Below are 14,973 nucleotides of genomic sequence, written 5' to 3'. Positions count from 1 at the left end.
CTCACACCAGCCCGCTGAGCCGGTGCCGGGCCGCCCCACTCCACTGCCGCGCAGCCCCGCAGGGCCCACCAACCAGCAGGCCGGGAGCAGACCGGCCCCACGATCCCAGCCCTCCGGGGACCCCTCCCCTCGGGCCGCCCCCCTCAAAGCAGCACTTGCGGTGGAGGGTTGGGTGTCCAGGGTGGAGCGAAGCGGAATCGGCGTAGCCGACGCGACGTAGGAGCGCCCTTGATGCCCGGCCCGGAGCCGCGAAACTGAAGCCCGAGGGGCGGCCCCCACCCGCCATGACCGACTCCGGCCCACCCCGGCTACCGTTACCTGCCGCTCACATCGCGCTGATCGACCGCGCGTAGCTGATCTGGCCCATGACCATCTGGAACGTGCCCGCGTGGTTGGCCGGGATCATCGTCGAGTGGTGCTTGCCGCCGCTGGTGACCGTGACCTGGATGAAGCCCGTCGTCGTCTTCTCCTTCATCAGGAGGAAGAGCAGCCCGAGCAGACAGAAGATGAAGAAGACGATGGCCAGGATGATGGCGTGCGTCGGGATCTTCTCCTCCGTGCGCGACATGTCCGTCGCGTTCCAGATCGCGCCCCTCAGCGGGAGCGTGCCCGACGGGGTGATGATCGAGTCGCCCACGACCGTGATGTCACCGATCGACACCAGCGGCGTTCCTGCGGCGCCCGTCGGTACCGGGTACGGGGCGCCGGACTGCGGATAGCCGTAGCCCGGGGCGGGGGTGGCGCCGGGGTAGCCGTAGCCGGCGGTGGCGGCCCCCGGCGCTCCGTCGGCGAGCGTCGGGTTGGGGAAGTCGTACTCCGGTACCCCCGGCACACCGGTCGGCGGAGTACTGCCCGGTGGAGTGCCCGGCGTCGGTCCCCATTTGTACTCGCCGTCCGCGTACGGGTTGGGCTCAGTCATCTCTTCATCTCCCCGTTCCCCTGGGCTTGCCGACAGGATCGATCCTGACACAGGAAGGGCCCGTTTCCGTATGACGTACGCACAGAAACGAGCCCCTCGGAGCCCAGCGCCCAGACCCGCGAGCTCAGACCCGCGTGTTCAGAAGCGGCGCGTGATCAGCGCGCGCTTGACTTCCTGGATCGCCTTCGTGACCTCGATACCGCGCGGACAGGCGTCCGTGCAGTTGAACGTCGTGCGGCAACGCCACACGCCGTCCTTGTCGTTGAGGATCTCAAGCCGCTGCTCCCCGGCCTCGTCACGCGAGTCGAAGATGAAGCGGTGCGCGTTCACGATCGCGGCGGGGCCGAAGTACTGCCCGTCGTTCCAGAACACCGGGCAGGACGACGTGCACGCCGCGCACAGGATGCACTTGGTGGTGTCGTCGAAGCGCTCGCGGTCCTCGGCGGACTGAAGCCGCTCGCGCGTCGGCTCGTTGCCGCTGGTGACGAGGAAGGGCATCACATCGCGGTACGCCTGGAAGAACGGGTCCATGTCCACGATCAGGTCCTTGAGGACCGTGAGGCCCTTTATGGCCTCGATCGTGACCGGCTTGCTGACGGCCCCGGTCTTGTCCGTGGAGATGATGTCCTTGATCAGCGTCTTGCACGCCAGCCGGTTACGGCCGTTGATCCGCATCGCGTCGGAGCCGCAGATGCCGTGCGCGCAGGAGCGCCGGAAGGTGAGCGTGCCGTCGATGTCCCACTTGATCTTGTGGAGAGCGTCGAGTACGCGCTCCTTCGGATCGATGTCGATCCGGAAGTCCTCCCACTCGGCCTCGGCGGAGACCTCCGGGTTGAAGCGGCGGATCCGGAACGTGACCGCGATGAGGTGCGAGGAGGTGGAGTCCGCCTCCAGCGCCTCCAGCTTGTCCATGGTCGGGGTAGCCATCAGTACTTACGCTCCATCGGCTGGTAGCGGGTCTGGACGACCGGCTTGTAGTCGAGCCTGATCGACTCGCTGCCGTCGTCGCCCACCTCGCGGTACGCCATGGTGTGGCGCATGAAGTTGACGTCGTCGCGGTTCGGGTAGTCCTCGCGGTAGTGACCACCGCGCGATTCCTTGCGCGCCAGGGCCGAGGTCGCCATCACCTCGGCGAGGTCGAGCAGGTTGCCCAGCTCGATGGCCTCCAGCAGGTCCGTGTTGAACCGCTTGCCCTTGTCCTGGACGGACACGTTGAGATAGCGCTCGCGCAGCTCGGCGATCTTCGCGACCGCCGTCTTGATCGTCTGCTCGGTGCGGAACACCATCACATTGGCGTCCATGCACTCCTGGAGCTCCAGGCGCAGCACGGCGACCCGCTCCTTGCCCGTGGAGTTCCGCAGCCGCTCGACCTGCGCCTCGACCAGCGACGCCGGGTCCTCGGGAAGCTCGACGTAGTCGTGCTTCGCGGCGTACTCGGCGGCGGCGATGCCCGAACGGCGTCCGAAGACGTTGATGTCGAGCAGCGAGTTGGTGCCCAGCCGGTTGGCGCCGTGCACCGAGACGCACGCGACCTCGCCGGCCGCGTACAGCCCGGGAACGACCGTCGTGTTGTCCGCGAGGACCTCACCCTGGACGTTGGTGGGGATGCCGCCCATGGCGTAGTGCGCGGTCGGCTGGATCGGGATCGGGTCCGTGTACGGCTCGATGCCCAGGTACGTACGGGCGAACTCGGTGATGTCGGGCAGCTTGGCGTCCAGCTGCTCCGGCGGGAGGTGCGTCAGGTCCAGATAGACGTGGTCGCCCTCGGGACCGCAGCCGCGGCCCTCGCGGATCTCCGTATAGATGGAGCGCGAGACGACATCACGCGAGGCGAGGTCCTTCATGACGGGCGCGTACTTCTCCATGAAGCGCTCGCCGTCCTTGTTGCGCAGGATGCCGCCCTCACCGCGGGCGCCCTCCGTGAGCAGGATGCCCATGCGCCAGATGCCCGTCGGGTGGAACTGGAAGAACTCCATGTCCTCCAGCGGCAGTCCGCGCCGGTAGCAGGCGGCCTGGCCGTCACCGGTCAGGGTGTGCGCGTTGGAGGTCACCTTGAAGAACTTGCCGGTGCCGCCGGACGCGTAGATGACCGCCTTCGCCTGGAAGACATGGATCTCGCCGGTGGCCAGCTCGTACGCCACGACTCCGGCGGACACCTTGACGCCGTCGACCTCGGTCAGCAGCTGGTCCAGGACGTAGAACTCGTTGAAGAACTCCACGCCCTCCTTGACGCAGTTCTGGTACAGCGTCTGGAGGATCATGTGGCCCGTACGGTCCGCGGCGTAGCAGGACCGGCGGACCGGCGCCTCGCCGTGGTTACGGGAGTGACCGCCGAAGCGGCGCTGGTCGATGGTGCCGTCCGGGGTCCGGTTGAACGGCAGGCCCATCTTCTCCAGGTCGAGGACGGCGTCGATGGCCTCCTTCGCCAGGATCTCGGCGGCGTCCTGGTCGACCAGGTAGTCGCCGCCCTTGATCGTGTCGAAGGTGTGCCACTCCCAGTTGTCCTCCTCCACATTGGCGAGCGCGGCGGCCATGCCGCCCTGCGCGGCGCCCGTGTGGGACCGGGTCGGGTACAGCTTCGTCAGCACGGCGGTACGGCTGCGCTTGGTCGACTCGATGGCCGCGCGCATACCGGCGCCACCGGCGCCGACGATGACGGTGTCGTACTTATGGATCTTCATTGTCTCGTCAGCCCCGGCTTTAGCGGATGTTCGGGTCGAAGGTGAAGATCACCAGCGAGCCCAGAAGGATGGTGAACACCGTGGCGGTGTACAGCAGGCCCTTGAGCCACAGGCGCGTGTTGGCGCGCTCCGCGTAGTCGTTGATGATCGTACGGAGGCCGTTCGCCCCGTGAAGCATCGCCAGCCACAGCATCAGCAGGTCCCAGACCTGCCAGAACGGGGAGGCCCAGCGGCCGGCCACGAAGGCGAAGCCGATCTTGGACACGCCGCCGTCCAGCACCAGCTGGATCAGCAGATGACCGAGGACCAGCACGACCAGCACGACGCCGGACAGCCGCATGAAGAGCCACGCGGCCATCTCGAAGTTGCCGCGGGTCGCCTTCGGGGTCTTGCTGGTCCGCTGACGCGGCGCCTCGATGACGGGCGCCGGGTGATCGACGTCGTACAGGCTCTCGCTCTCGATGAAACCGATCGAGGAAGAGGTCTTGGTGACTGTGTTGTTCGAAGACATCGGCGGACTCTCAGCTCCCGAAGACTTCGCGCACGGCGTGGCCGAGCACGGGGTAGAGGGCGCCGACCATCAGGACGAACCAGATGCCCACGGCGGTCCACAGCATCTGCTTCTGGTAGCGCGGGCCCTTGGACCAGAAGTCCACGGCGATGACGCGCAGGCCGTTGAGCGCGTGGAAGAGGATGGCGGCCACAAGGCCGTACTCAAGCAGCGCTACCACCGGCGTCTTGTAGATCGCGACGGTGTCGTCGTATGCCTCGGGTGAGACACGGACGAGAGCGGTGTCCAGCACGTGTACGAACAGGAAGAAGAAGATGAGCACGCCGGTGACTCGATGAGCCACCCACGACCACATTCCTTCCCGGCCGCGGTACAGCGTTCCAGCCGGCACGGAAAAACCCTCCGGGAGCGGGGATCGGGGCCGGCCGCCATCTTCTACTCAATCAAGCACAGTGGTGTCGGTCGCGCCCGGCCGGGTACGGTCCACCGGCCCCGGCCATCGTAGCGACGACTTGTCGGTTCGTTCGCCCGGGGGCCCATAGGTGTGATCAAACAGGCAATCAAACAGCCACGTACGGGCTATCGCTCAGCCTGCCTGCCCGCTTCCGGCTATGCAGTCCGCCGCGACGGTGGTGGAGCCGACCGTTCCCGTGGTGGAGCCGATCGTTCCGGTGGCGGAGCCGACCGCTCCGGCGGTGGGGCCGGAGGCGAGCAGGCGGGTCAGCCGGCCCCGGGCGAGTCGGCGCAGCTCGTCGGCGGAGACGGACCTCTCGTGGTCCGGGTCGTGGGAGAGCCGGGCGCGGATACCGGCCAGCACGTGGTCGAGGTATTCCTCCGGGGCGTGACCGTCGAGGCTGATCACGAAGGCGTGGCCGAAGCTGCTCTCGTACGCGGCGTGCGCGGCGCGCAGCGCGGTCCTGGCCGAGGCCGGCGCGCTGTGGGGCGGCCCCGAGGACGCCTCGGCGGCAAGCGCCTCGGCGAGGTCGGCGTGGGAGAGGTCGTAGCTCGCCTCGTCGGAGGCCGCGAGCAGTGAATCGACATCGTGGTACGGGCGGTGCGCGGCTATCCGCTGGGTCCAGCGGCGGCTGCCGCAGCAGGCGAGCAGCGCGGCCTGGGCGACGCCCGGCGGGAGGGCGTTGAAACGGCGGAGGCCGAGGGTAAGACCGTCGGCGGGGCCGGTCGCGGGGCCGGTCGGATTGCCGGTCGCGTGGCCGGTCGGGTTGCCGGTCGGGTCGTTCGTGTGGCCGGTGTGGGACGCGCGGGACAGCGTGGGCTCCTCGAACGCGGCGGGACGGCTGCGGTGTGACAGAAGTGGCGGGGCATGCGCTGTGAGGGACGCGGTGGGCGGACGCGGCGGACGGACGAGGTGACATCCGTACTGACGGACGTGATCGCGCGTGATGCGGTTGAGCACGGAGTGGTAATTGCGTCGTAAACGTTATCGACATCCTGTGGAAGACGTCCGACGGATGCGCCGTTTTCACCCGGATGGGAGAGTTTCGACGCGCGGGATGGACGCCGCTGTGCGACCTTCGCCGTAATCGTGTCGCACTTTCGCAGGACAGCCGCATACGGGAGGTTTACGAGTGATGTCGCCATCAAAGGGTGCCCGAGCCGCCGGAGCGGTTGTCGCTCTGGCCGCCGCCGTCTCGCTGTCGGCCTGTGGCTCCACGGGCACGGGTTCCGGTTCACCGGGTGACGCGCGGTCGCCGGCGTCCGCTTCCGGCCAGGCGGACCAGTCCGCCGCGAGCGCTACGCCATCACCCACACGGTCGTATCCGCTTTCTTCCACGCCGCGCGGCATACCCTCCGTACGGAAGCACGAGGCGGCGCGCGGTCCCGGCTGGAAACCCGCCTCGAACAGCGGGGTCGTCATAGCCAAGGGCAGTGAGGGTCTTGCCGACGAGGGCAAGCTGCTCGCCAAGGAGCTGAAGATCGGCTACCGGGGCGTGGTCGCCGCGCGGCCCGGCGATGTCGAGCTGGCGCTCAAGGGCGGCAGTGGCTCCGCCGAGTCGTACACGCTCAACACGAGCGGCGGCCGGGTCCGGATCACCGGGCCCGACCAGGCCGGGGTCTTCTACGGCACCCGCACGCTCAAGCAGTCCATACGCGCCGACGGCGTGATGCCGGAGGGCGTCGTACAGGACAGTCCAGCCCGCCCGCAGCGCGGGCTGAACCTCGACATCGCCCGCAAGTACTACACGCCGGGCTGGATCGAGGCCCGGATGCGCGAGATGGCCGACCTCAAGCTCAACCAGCTGGGTCTGCACTTCTCCGACGACCAGGGCTTCCGCATAGAGTCCAGGACCCACCCCGAGATCGTCTCCCCGCAGCATCTCTCCAGGGCCGATGTCCTGAAGATCCTGGAGCTGGGCGAACAGCTGCACATCACCGTCGTCCCGGAGATCGACTCACCGGGACACCTGGGAGCGGTCCTGCGCGCCTACCCCTCGCTCCAATTGCGCAACGTGAACGGGGTGCCGACAAAGGGCGCGATCGACATCTCGCAGCCCGCGGCGGCGAAGCTCATCGATGAACTGGACCGCGAGTTCGCCCAGCTGTTCAAGGGGCGGTACTGGAACCTCGGCGCCGACGAGTACCAGGCGCTGGTGGTGCCCGACCCCGAGGCGTCGTACCCGAAGCTGGCGAAGCTCGCGGTCCAGAAGTACGGGCCGAACGCCACGCTCCAGGATCTGACGACCGCCTGGACGAACGACCGGGCCGCGGCGCTCGCTCCGTACAAGAAGACGTTGAAGGTCTGGAACGACGGCCTCTTCCGGGGCGGTGTCGTGAAGGCCGATCCGGCCCTGGAGGTCCAGTACTGGACGGGCAGGGAGATCGGGGCCCGGCCTCCCGAGGAGTATCTGAACGAGGGGCGCAAGGTCGTGAACTTCAACGACGAGTACCTGTACTACGTGCTCGGTCAGCCGAACAACTTCATCTACCCGACCGGGAAGCGGATCTACGAGCAGTGGACCCCGCTGGTTCTGCGCGGCACGACGCCGGTGCCCGAGCGGTACTCGAAGCAGATCCAGGGCGGTCTGTTCGCGGTCTGGGGCGACTTCCCGAACGCGCAGACCCAGGACCAGGTGGCGAACGGGATCAGACTGCCGCTGGCGGCGGTCTCCCAGAAGCTGTGGAACCCGGCCGAACCGACGCTGAGCTGGAGCGCGTTCCAGTCGCTGGCGGCGAAGGTGACCAGCGCCGGCTGACCGGCCGAGTCACGACACGGGACGGGGCGGGGCGGGGCGCGGCAGGCGCGGGAGTGGCGGCGCCTGCCGCGCCCGCGCGTCCTGCCGCGCCCGCGCGGTGTGTACGAGGTGTGGCGGCCTTGTGACGGATCAGTGCCGCCCGGGTCGCGGCCTTACGGGCCGGGTGAGGCTGTAGCCCACATATGCGTGGGTACGGGGGAGCGGGTTATGGGTTTCTGGGGCTATTTCGTCGTGGGCAGGAGCGAGGACCCGCTCGCCGAGCAGCCGGCGCTGGCCGCCGTACGCCACGGACTGACACTCCATCAGCGGCGCGCCGACGGCTGGCAGGTGTGGCGGCATCCGAGCGAGCCCGACATCGGTGACATGGACGCCCTGGCCAGGGCCATGGGATCGCCGGTGCTCTTCGGCTTCGTGATGGGCGGCGAATGCGTGATGGTGGAGGCTGCGGCTCCCGAGAGCGGGTCCTGGTACGCCTGTCTGGCGCGGGAGCCGATGGCCCGCCATCTCGCCGCGAACGACATGGTTCTCGAAGAGCTCTTCCTGTCGGCGGAGGACGCGACGCGACGGGCCGTCGCCTGGGCCACCGAGGCGGGCAGCGCGGTGAGCGCCGCCGTGGAGCCGTGGACCCTCCTCGAAGTGCTGCGCCTCCAGCGGCCGGAATCAATCGCCGAGGAATTATTCTTTCGCCTTCTCGACGGGCTCGGAATCCCGGGCGTACCGGAAAAACCCGGCGTATAGCGATGGGGGGCGAGCCCAGGGCCGCGCTCCGGACGATCTACGAGTGACGTATTTCAGCCGTTCGACGCAGTAGGGGGCAAGGGGGCAGTACTGCGTCCGTGACGGGAGACGTGAATGAGCCTGGTGAAGCTGATCGCACAAGCGGATGAGCGCGGCCTCGCCGCGAGCGGGCTCGCCTGCCTGGACCGCTGCCTGCCGCTGCTCGCCGAGGAGACCGAGGTCCTGCGACCGCTGTGGGCGGGCGTCGTGAGCGGCGAACAGGACTGGCCGGCACGGCTGTCGGCGTCACGGGACGCCCTGGACGCCGTCGCCGGCCCCGCGCCCGACGTCACCACCGCGCTCGTACGGACCATGCTCGGTGCCGCGCCCTCGGAATGGGCGGCCGGCCCGCTGCGGACCTGGGCGGACACCTGCTCCGTCGTCGCGCTGGAGATCCACCAGCGGTTCGACGCCGTGGGCGAGGACGGGCCCGCCGCCGCGGCGGAACGGCTCGCGCGGTGCCGGGAGGACACCGGCGCGGTGGCGGACGCGGCGGACGGCGCGGAGAGTACGGACGGGATCGGCCCGCTCGTCGCCGGTGAACTGCGGCGCCAGATCGCGATCCTGGAGACCCTCGCCGAGACGGCGGGGGCCGCGGGGGTGCTCCGGGCCTTGGACCTGTCGACCGAAGGTCAGCGGGTGCTGCGCGCGGTGGTCTCGCGCCGGGCGCGGGCGGGGAGCTGAGCGAAGGCGAACGACGGGTGGTCGAGCACGTGCGGCTCCTGGCAGCGCGGTGGATCTTGGTCGTGACACCGTCCACCAGGAGCTTCGCTGTTGCGCCGGAGTGTCCAACTCGTGGCTGCTGCCACCGGGTTGGAAAGGCTCAGTGACCGCGGCCACTCAGGTACGGGCGCAGAGTGTTCACCCGCGCGAGTTGTCGCTCGGCGGGGGCGGGGGATGTTCAGTCACCGGACTGTGTGCACATCAAGCAGCTGCACAATGCGGACAGTTGCCCCCGCTTTCGCGGGTGATTCGCCCGCTATTTCCGCGCAGTGGAATCGCGTCCCGCGCCTGGGGTACAACCGCCCGGCCCGCGACTGAGCACAAGCGCGGAATCGATCAATGCCTCAGGAAAGCCGGGACGCCGCATGCCACCGACCGAAGAGCCGGAGCCCTCAGGTGACGGAGTGACGATGAGCGAGAGTCAACGCCTGCGCGCCGGCCGCCGCGTGCTGATCACCGGGACAGTCCTGGCGGCCCTGGGGGTCGCGACGACTGCCGGGGCGCTCTGGTCCGTCCTGAGCTCCTACACGGTGGTAACGGCCAGAGGGGCGATGGAGCCCACCTACCGCGAGGGTGACCGGGTCATGGTGGAGCGAACGGGTGGCGACGACGTGCGGCGAGGGGACGTCGTGCTCTACGGCGTGCCGGACCGGTACAACGGGCTGCCGGTGCTGCAGCGCGTCATCGGGCTCGGTGGCGACCGCATCGTCTTCGCCCACGGGACTCTGACCGTCAACGGAGAACCGGCTGACGAGCCCTACGTGAAGGAGGCGGATTCCGTGTTCGGCACGGCACCCTACGACGTGAAGGTGCCGGCCGGACGCATGTTCCTCCTGGGCGACAACCGGGAGAACTCGAACGACTCGCGGTTCTTCCTGAGCGAGCACTCAGGCACCGTTCCCACCGCCGCGGTCCAGGGCCGGGCGCTCAGGAACGGCGCCGCCCCGGTGAAGCCCGGACTGGCCGCGGTGCTGGGCGTGCTCCTCACCCTCGGCGGCGGCATCTGCGTCCTGACCGGCCGGCGGGCCCGCCGGGCCCGGCAGGCGCCGGGGTTCACCGCGTACGGGTGAACCCCGGCAGGCCCACGGCCGCTCCTCCGGCCCAGGTGCTTCCGGTGAGCCCGGCTACCGATTCTCACCGGCGCCGGGGGAGTGATCCGCACTCCTGCCTCGTGCGGGAGAGGCTGCCGGGTGATTCTTCGACTGCCCCGGGGCGGTCGTCCTGGCCGGCTTCCCGGGCGCTGGAGGAGCGGCGCCGTCTTCACCGGACGCCCGCGAAGAACGGGGAGTGGGCTTCATGGCGCGGCCTTCATCGGCACGCGGCCGTGCAGCAGGAAGTACATCTGCTGCACGGACTCCTCCTGACCGGTCACGAACCGCTTGGCCACTTTCCCGATCGGATTCCACAGTCGTCCGTCAGGCATCCGGACACCCACCATCTGACCGAAGAGCTCCTGCTGTCCCCGGTCGAAATCCACCCATTCCGCGCCGGCCCTCCTGACGAACACCTCTCCCGCGTAGGCCCCGAGCCAGAACACCTCACGCGCCACGTTCCTCTGCTCCGGCCCGGCGCCACGGAGCCCATCGGTGATGCGGTCCACCACGCGAAGGCTCGCCACCGAGTAGTCCAGAGGCAACCGGTTTCGCGCTGTCACCCGGCGTATGAACTCAGCCACCCCGACGCGCATCTCACCGGCGGACAAGAGACGCCTCTGTTCCCCACCCGAACCCACCGCAGCCCCCCAGCTGTCGTCTTCCGGGGGCCTCATCCGGACGCCCGGCGGGGAACCCCTTTCGGTTCCTCCCCCAACCAAGCGAAGCCGCGCCCTCAAACGTCACACCGCGGCCGTCGGCATCCGTCGCCGGCCGGCCATGTGCGGCTACGCGGCCGGCAGATGGCCGGCGATCAGTTCCCGCAGTCGGTCCGCGTCCTGCGGAGCGGCCAGGCCGCGTTTGGGAAGAATCAGCACCCCGGCTCCCCAGACGTCCGGTGTGAGCAGCACGAAGACCCGTCGGCCCTCGAAGCCGCGCCCGTAGAACTGCCAGCCGGTCTCGTGCTTGTGCCGCTCGGTGGTGGTCCTGATGCCGGACGAGTCCACTGTCACGCGGTGTTCGCCCAGATGCCTGGCGTAGCCCAGCAGGGCCAGGGCCGTCAGCCAGCGGAAGGCGGCCAGGAGGAGGCAGGCGATCAGAAGGAACCTCCACACCCCCGCGCCAACGGCATCGATGCCTCTGGTCAGCAGGTTGGCCACGATCACGCAGCCGAGGAAGACACCCAGCCCCCACAGGACGCGGTAGCACCACCGCCCGACCGGGCTGTACCGCAGCTGGATCTTCAACCCGTCCGAAATCTCCCGCCACGTCACTACGTACGTCAGCCGCACCGACATATCAACGGCCATGTGCCCTCCCCGGATCCGATGGGCAGGGACTGTACCGGTGAGTGAACGCCCGGACGCGTTGGTCACGCGTTGGTCATCCAGAGGCCCCACGCCCTGCGTCATACCTGGTCAGAGCCGGGGAAGGGGAGGACGACCGGGGCCGCCACCCCCCACAGGAGAGGCCCCGGTCGCCGTCCGGCGGAGCCGCGTTACGGCCCCGTACTCATATCAGCGCCAGCGATGCGTTTTCTGTCACACCGCAGAATGTCAGCGGGTCGTTGCAGGTTGTACAAGTCATGGACGCGGGCCCGGGAAGGCCGTAGCGTGCAGAGTCGCGTGGGGCGGCGCGGCCAGTGACCAGCCGCGATTTCAGGACAGGTTGTGGAAGTGCTGGGGGACGACGCGGAGCTGACCGCCGCGGTGCTCGCGGCACAGGACGGGGACGAGGAAGCGTTCCGTACTGTGTACCGCGCGGTGCACCCGCGGCTGTTGGGCTATCTACGGACGCTCGTCGGCGAGCCGGACGCCGAGGACGTGGCCTCCGAGGCCTGGCTGCAGATCGCCCGCGATCTCGACCGCTTCACCGGAGACGCCGACCGCTTCCGCGGCTGGGCCGCCCGTATCGCGCGTAACCGCGCCCTCGACCACATACGGATGCGCGGCAGACGCCCCGCGATCGGCGCCGACGAGACCGAGCTGACCGGGAAAGCGGCCGATTCGGACACGGCGGACGAAGCGATGGAAGCGCTCTCCACCGGCCGGACGATGGCGCTGATCGCGCAGTTGCCACAGGACCAGGCCGAGGCCGTCGTCCTGCGGGTGGTGGTCGGACTCGACGCGAAGAGCGCGGCCAAGACGCTGGGCAAACGCCCCGGCGCGGTACGGACGGCCGCGCACCGCGGACTCAAACGCCTCGCCGAACTGCTCGACGCCGACGACGGCCCCGAGCACCCCGGCGCGTCTCCCCGCGCGTTGCCCGGTGAAACCCCCGGCGCCCCAGGTCAGGATGGCGGATTCGGCGGCGTACCCCCGCAGCGCACCGTGCGGCCCGGAGCCGCGGCCTCCGCGGGTGTGACGGATTCGCGCCTGCGGACGCAGAAGGACATGTGATGGCCGACGAGCGTGACCCGTGGCTTGAGAGGGACGCGGCGGAGAGATTGCTGCGCGGTGAGCCTGTCGAGACGGCGGACGAACATGTCCGGGCCCGGTCGGAACAGCTCTCCGAGGCGTTGCGGGACATGATCGCCGTCACATACGCGAACGAAACATACGCGAACGAAGAGGAACTTCCCGGCGAAGCCGCCGCCTTGGCCGCCTTCCGCAAGGCCGTGGCCGAGGGCGGTGGCGCGCGCGAGGCCGTCCGGGAACGCGGCGCCATGGGCGCGGGTGCCGGATTTCCGCTCGGTACGGTACGTATCGCGCTGGCGCCTCGCGCCGTACGCGCGCCGCGGTTCGCCCGCCCCATGCGCAGAGGACTCGCCGCGGCGGTGGCCGGCTGCGCGCTCGGTGGCATCGTTGCCGCGGCGGGCGCGGGCGTACTGCCTCCGCTCTTCGGCGACGGTCATGACCCGGTCCCCGCCAACTCCATCTCGGCGGTGGCCTCTCCGGGGCCGCTCGTCTCCGGATCGCCCGACGGGAGCCGGGAGCAGGCCGATCCCTCGGGCAACCCGAGCGGGACCGGTACGGGACAGTCCTCGCCGCCCCCGTCGCCCTCGCCCACACCCGGCGGCGGTACGCGCGAGGGTGACCACGCCGGTGAGAACGACGGCGAAGGCGGGGACGACGGTGCGAACGGGACGGACAAGGACAACCGCCCAGGTTCTCCCTCGGGCACCATGTCCGGAGAGTGGTTCAGCAAGACCGTCAAGGCCTGCCGCGCCTACCGTGACGGCGTGCTCGACCCGAAGCGCAAGGAAGCGCTGGAGTCCGCGACCGACGGGCCGGAAGGGGCCGCGCGGTTCTGCGACCGGCTGCTGGACGGCGAACCGCGCCACAGCGTCAAGAACGACAAGGGCGAGGACTACGGAGGGGACGAGGGCGAGGGCGACGGCGCCGGTGACGGCGAGGAAGGGGGCGGCGGCGGGTTCGTGGGAGCGCCGGGCGGGCCCACGGAGCAAGCGCCCCCGCCGCCCCCGTACTGGACGCCCGCGCCGTACGAGCCCTCAACGCCGGTCCTGACTCCGGTCCCGACGCCGAGCGTGACGCCGAGCGTGACGCCGAGCGTGACAGCCAGTCCATCGCCGTCCCCCAGCGAGAACGTCCCGAGCCAGTAGCCGGGCCAAGGGCCGGGCCAGTAGCCGGACCAGGACGGGCCAGGGACAGGGCCAGGGGCCGGGCCAGGGCCGGATCCGGCTGTGGTCGCGGCCCGTTCGGGCACGTACACGGGATCTGCTTAATAGTTCCCCACACCCTCCTGAACTGGAGCTTTACGGTTCCGGGAGATCAGGTGTGACGTTTTTTCGGGCCACGGCGCAGTACAGAGTGAGCCGACTGGTCATCGGCCGCGCACAGAGCCGGGGTTCCCCCCGTACCTTCGGCTCGGCGCACTCGGCGCGGGCGGGACACGTTCCCCCGGTCCCGCCCGCGCCACCTCTCTTCGCGCCTGGGGCGTGCTCAGTTGGTGCTGAGGCCCTACCAGTAGATGACCACTTTGTCGCCCGTGCGGACCTGGTCGAAGAGCGAGGAGACCTTCTTCTCGTCCCGGACATTGACGCAGCCGTGCGAGGCGCCCTCGTAACCGCGGGCCGCGAAGTCGGCCGAGAAGTGCACCGCTTGGCCGCCGCTGAAGAACATCGCGTACGGCATCGGGGTGTCGTACAGCGTCGAGACATGGTCCCGTGACTTCCAGCCCACCGCGAACGTGCCCTCACGGGTCGGGGTGTACTGCGAGCCGAAGCGCACGTCCATCGCCGACTTGACCTTGCCGTCGATCATCCAGGTGAGCGTGCGGCTGCTCTTGCTGATGCACATCACCCGCCCCTCCATGCACCGCGGGTCGGGCTTGGCGACCGGCCTGCTGGTGGGCGGGCGCAGTTCGTCACGGGTCGGCTGCCTGGTCAGCCCGACCAGCCGCAGCCAGGTGATGGTGTCCGTCGCGCCGGTGGCGGGCAGTCCGCGGTCCGCCTGGAAGGAGGTGACGGCGGTGACCGTGATGGAGCCGTAGTAGCCGGTCGGGTTGAGGTCGAAATGACCGGTCTGCTGGAGCCTCGCCTGGAGTTCCCGTACCTGATCGCTCTCCGAACCGTTCGCCATCAGCGTCTTGGGCCGGAACGCGGTCCGGCTCGGCGTCGGGGCCGGGGGCGGCGTGGCGGTCCTGGGCGGCTCGGGAGTGGGCGTCGGGGCCGGCGGCGTGAAGAGGGGCGGCTTCACGGGCGGTTTCGACGGCGGCGGCTGTGACGGCTCGGGTGCGGGAGGGACGTTCGCCGTTACGGGAACGCCGCCCGGCTTGGCGTCGGCCGCCTGTCCGGGGAGCGGCTGCACCGTACAGCCGACACCCGCGGCCAGCACGGCCGCTGTGGCGAGCCCTCTGCGTAGGGCGGATGTCCTGAGCATCTTCGGCGTCCCCCGGTTTCTCCCGTGATCCATGGCATGCGTTCCTCAGTAGTGTTCCCTCAGACAGCCCTCCGCCGGGCGTGGTTGCCCAAGCGGGCGAGGAATCCTGCCCCGGAGTCATCTTCCCCTGCCGGGGAACGAATTCCAGTGGGCGTTTCCCCGGAGTGAAGGTACTTCCGGCCATGCTGCCCGTTCGGACCGCCCCGATCCCGCGCATG

Annotated in this window: 15 protein-coding genes; 6 read left to right on the top strand and 9 right to left on the bottom strand. The window is 69.5% G+C overall.

Annotation, left to right across the window (positions count from 1 at the left end; genetic code table 11):
* Positions 1-325: 325 nt before the first annotated feature.
* The 6 genes from ACFRMN_RS02840 to ACFRMN_RS02815 form a co-directional block, all read right to left on the bottom strand.
* Positions 326-919, bottom strand: coding sequence for a hypothetical protein (locus ACFRMN_RS02840; protein ID WP_383012279.1), 594 nt, complete (start codon positions 917-919; stop codon positions 326-328).
* A gap of 138 nt (positions 920-1,057) precedes the next feature.
* Positions 1,058-1,846, bottom strand: coding sequence for a succinate dehydrogenase iron-sulfur subunit (locus ACFRMN_RS02835; RefSeq protein WP_383012276.1), 789 nt, complete (start codon positions 1,844-1,846; stop codon positions 1,058-1,060).
* Complete coding sequence (gene sdhA / locus ACFRMN_RS02830; protein WP_383012273.1) at positions 1,846-3,600, bottom strand: succinate dehydrogenase flavoprotein subunit; 1,755 nt, start codon at positions 3,598-3,600, stop codon at positions 1,846-1,848. Before sdhA ends, ACFRMN_RS02835 begins: the two co-directional genes overlap by 1 nt.
* Positions 3,601-3,619: 19 nt before the next feature.
* Complete coding sequence (locus ACFRMN_RS02825) at positions 3,620-4,111, bottom strand: succinate dehydrogenase hydrophobic membrane anchor subunit (protein WP_383012270.1); 492 nt, start codon at positions 4,109-4,111, stop codon at positions 3,620-3,622.
* A 10-nt stretch (positions 4,112-4,121) separates the two neighbouring features.
* Positions 4,122-4,502, bottom strand: coding sequence for a succinate dehydrogenase, cytochrome b556 subunit (sdhC, locus tag ACFRMN_RS02820; protein ID WP_129770741.1), 381 nt, complete (start codon positions 4,500-4,502; stop codon positions 4,122-4,124).
* Between the two features lie 195 nt (positions 4,503-4,697).
* The gene (locus ACFRMN_RS02815; protein WP_383012266.1) at positions 4,698-5,525 is read right to left on the bottom strand and encodes a 2-oxo-4-hydroxy-4-carboxy-5-ureidoimidazoline decarboxylase; all 828 of its coding nucleotides are present in this window, start codon (positions 5,523-5,525) and stop codon (positions 4,698-4,700) included.
* A gap of 175 nt (positions 5,526-5,700) precedes the next feature.
* On the opposite strand from ACFRMN_RS02815, the gene ACFRMN_RS02810 reads away from it, so the two are divergent.
* The 4 genes from ACFRMN_RS02810 to lepB all read left to right on the top strand — a co-directional run bounded on the left by ACFRMN_RS02810 (position 5,701) and on the right by lepB (position 9,893).
* Positions 5,701-7,323 carry a glycoside hydrolase family 20 protein gene (locus ACFRMN_RS02810; protein ID WP_383012263.1) on the top strand — a complete coding sequence of 541 codons (1,623 nt, stop codon included), beginning with the start codon at positions 5,701-5,703 and terminating at the stop codon, positions 7,321-7,323.
* Between the two features lie 207 nt (positions 7,324-7,530).
* Positions 7,531-8,061: a hypothetical protein gene (locus ACFRMN_RS02805; RefSeq protein ID WP_383012260.1), complete on the top strand. Its 531-nt coding sequence runs from the start codon at positions 7,531-7,533 to the stop codon at positions 8,059-8,061.
* Positions 8,062-8,175: 114 nt separating this feature from the next.
* Positions 8,176-8,784 (top strand): hypothetical protein, encoded by a 609-nt coding sequence (locus ACFRMN_RS02800; RefSeq protein ID WP_383012257.1) that lies wholly within the window; start codon positions 8,176-8,178, stop codon positions 8,782-8,784.
* 449 nt (positions 8,785-9,233) lie between these two features.
* Positions 9,234-9,893, top strand: a complete 660-nt coding sequence (lepB, locus tag ACFRMN_RS02795) for a signal peptidase I (protein WP_383012254.1) — start codon at positions 9,234-9,236, stop codon at positions 9,891-9,893.
* Positions 9,894-10,117: 224 nt separating this feature from the next.
* On the opposite strand, the gene ACFRMN_RS02790 is transcribed toward lepB, so the two are convergent.
* Positions 10,118-10,423 (bottom strand): hypothetical protein, encoded by a 306-nt coding sequence (locus tag ACFRMN_RS02790; RefSeq protein WP_383012252.1) that lies wholly within the window; start codon positions 10,421-10,423, stop codon positions 10,118-10,120.
* Between the two features lie 279 nt (positions 10,424-10,702).
* On the bottom strand, positions 10,703-11,224 hold the full coding sequence (locus ACFRMN_RS02785; protein WP_383012249.1) for a hypothetical protein: 522 nt from the start codon (positions 11,222-11,224) through the stop codon (positions 10,703-10,705).
* Between the two features lie 366 nt (positions 11,225-11,590).
* Here ACFRMN_RS02785 and ACFRMN_RS02780 point away from each other — a divergent pair, with 366 nt between their 5' ends.
* Together ACFRMN_RS02780 and ACFRMN_RS02775 are read left to right on the top strand one after the other, a co-directional pair.
* A complete protein-coding gene (locus ACFRMN_RS02780; RefSeq protein WP_383013001.1) occupies positions 11,591-12,313 on the top strand; it encodes an RNA polymerase sigma factor in 723 nt (240 codons plus the stop codon).
* Positions 12,313-13,476, top strand: coding sequence for a hypothetical protein (locus ACFRMN_RS02775; protein WP_383012246.1), 1,164 nt, complete (start codon positions 12,313-12,315; stop codon positions 13,474-13,476). The genes ACFRMN_RS02780 and ACFRMN_RS02775 overlap by 1 nt, the downstream gene beginning before the upstream one ends.
* A 358-nt stretch (positions 13,477-13,834) precedes the next feature.
* On the opposite strand, the gene ACFRMN_RS02770 is transcribed toward ACFRMN_RS02775, so the two are convergent.
* Positions 13,835-14,788 carry a L,D-transpeptidase family protein gene (locus ACFRMN_RS02770; protein ID WP_383012243.1) on the bottom strand — a complete coding sequence of 318 codons (954 nt, stop codon included), beginning with the start codon at positions 14,786-14,788 and terminating at the stop codon, positions 13,835-13,837.
* Between the last annotated feature and the right edge of the window lie 185 nt (positions 14,789-14,973).

Origin of the sequence: Streptomyces sp. NPDC056835 (assembly GCF_042789485.1) — a bacterium.
Taxonomy (GTDB): Bacteria; Actinomycetota; Actinomycetes; order Streptomycetales; family Streptomycetaceae; genus Streptomyces.
Note: the sequence above shows the minus strand (reverse complement) of the source record. Positions and strands in the feature narration are given on the sequence as shown.

Bases quoted from the DNA above. Each gene is read 5' to 3' on its own strand.
- ACFRMN_RS02840 (WP_383012279.1), bottom strand. From the start codon at position 919: ATGACTGAGCCCAACCCGTACGCGGACGGCGAGTACAAATGGGGACCG.
- ACFRMN_RS02835 (WP_383012276.1), bottom strand. From the start codon at position 1,846: ATGGCTACCCCGACCATGGACAAGCTGGAGGCGCTGGAGGCGGACTCC.
- sdhA (WP_383012273.1), bottom strand. From the start codon at position 3,600: ATGAAGATCCATAAGTACGACACCGTCATCGTCGGCGCCGGTGGCGCC.
- ACFRMN_RS02825 (WP_383012270.1), bottom strand. From the start codon at position 4,111: ATGTCTTCGAACAACACAGTCACCAAGACCTCTTCCTCGATCGGTTTC.
- ACFRMN_RS02810 (WP_383012263.1), top strand. From the start codon at position 5,701: ATGTCGCCATCAAAGGGTGCCCGAGCCGCCGGAGCGGTTGTCGCTCTG.
- ACFRMN_RS02805 (WP_383012260.1), top strand. From the start codon at position 7,531: ATGGGTTTCTGGGGCTATTTCGTCGTGGGCAGGAGCGAGGACCCGCTC.
- ACFRMN_RS02800 (WP_383012257.1), top strand. From the start codon at position 8,176: ATGAGCCTGGTGAAGCTGATCGCACAAGCGGATGAGCGCGGCCTCGCC.
- lepB (WP_383012254.1), top strand. From the start codon at position 9,234: ATGAGCGAGAGTCAACGCCTGCGCGCCGGCCGCCGCGTGCTGATCACC.
- ACFRMN_RS02785 (WP_383012249.1), bottom strand. From the start codon at position 11,224: ATGGCCGTTGATATGTCGGTGCGGCTGACGTACGTAGTGACGTGGCGG.
- ACFRMN_RS02775 (WP_383012246.1), top strand. From the start codon at position 12,313: ATGGCCGACGAGCGTGACCCGTGGCTTGAGAGGGACGCGGCGGAGAGA.
- ACFRMN_RS02770 (WP_383012243.1), bottom strand. From the start codon at position 14,788: ATGGATCACGGGAGAAACCGGGGGACGCCGAAGATGCTCAGGACATCC.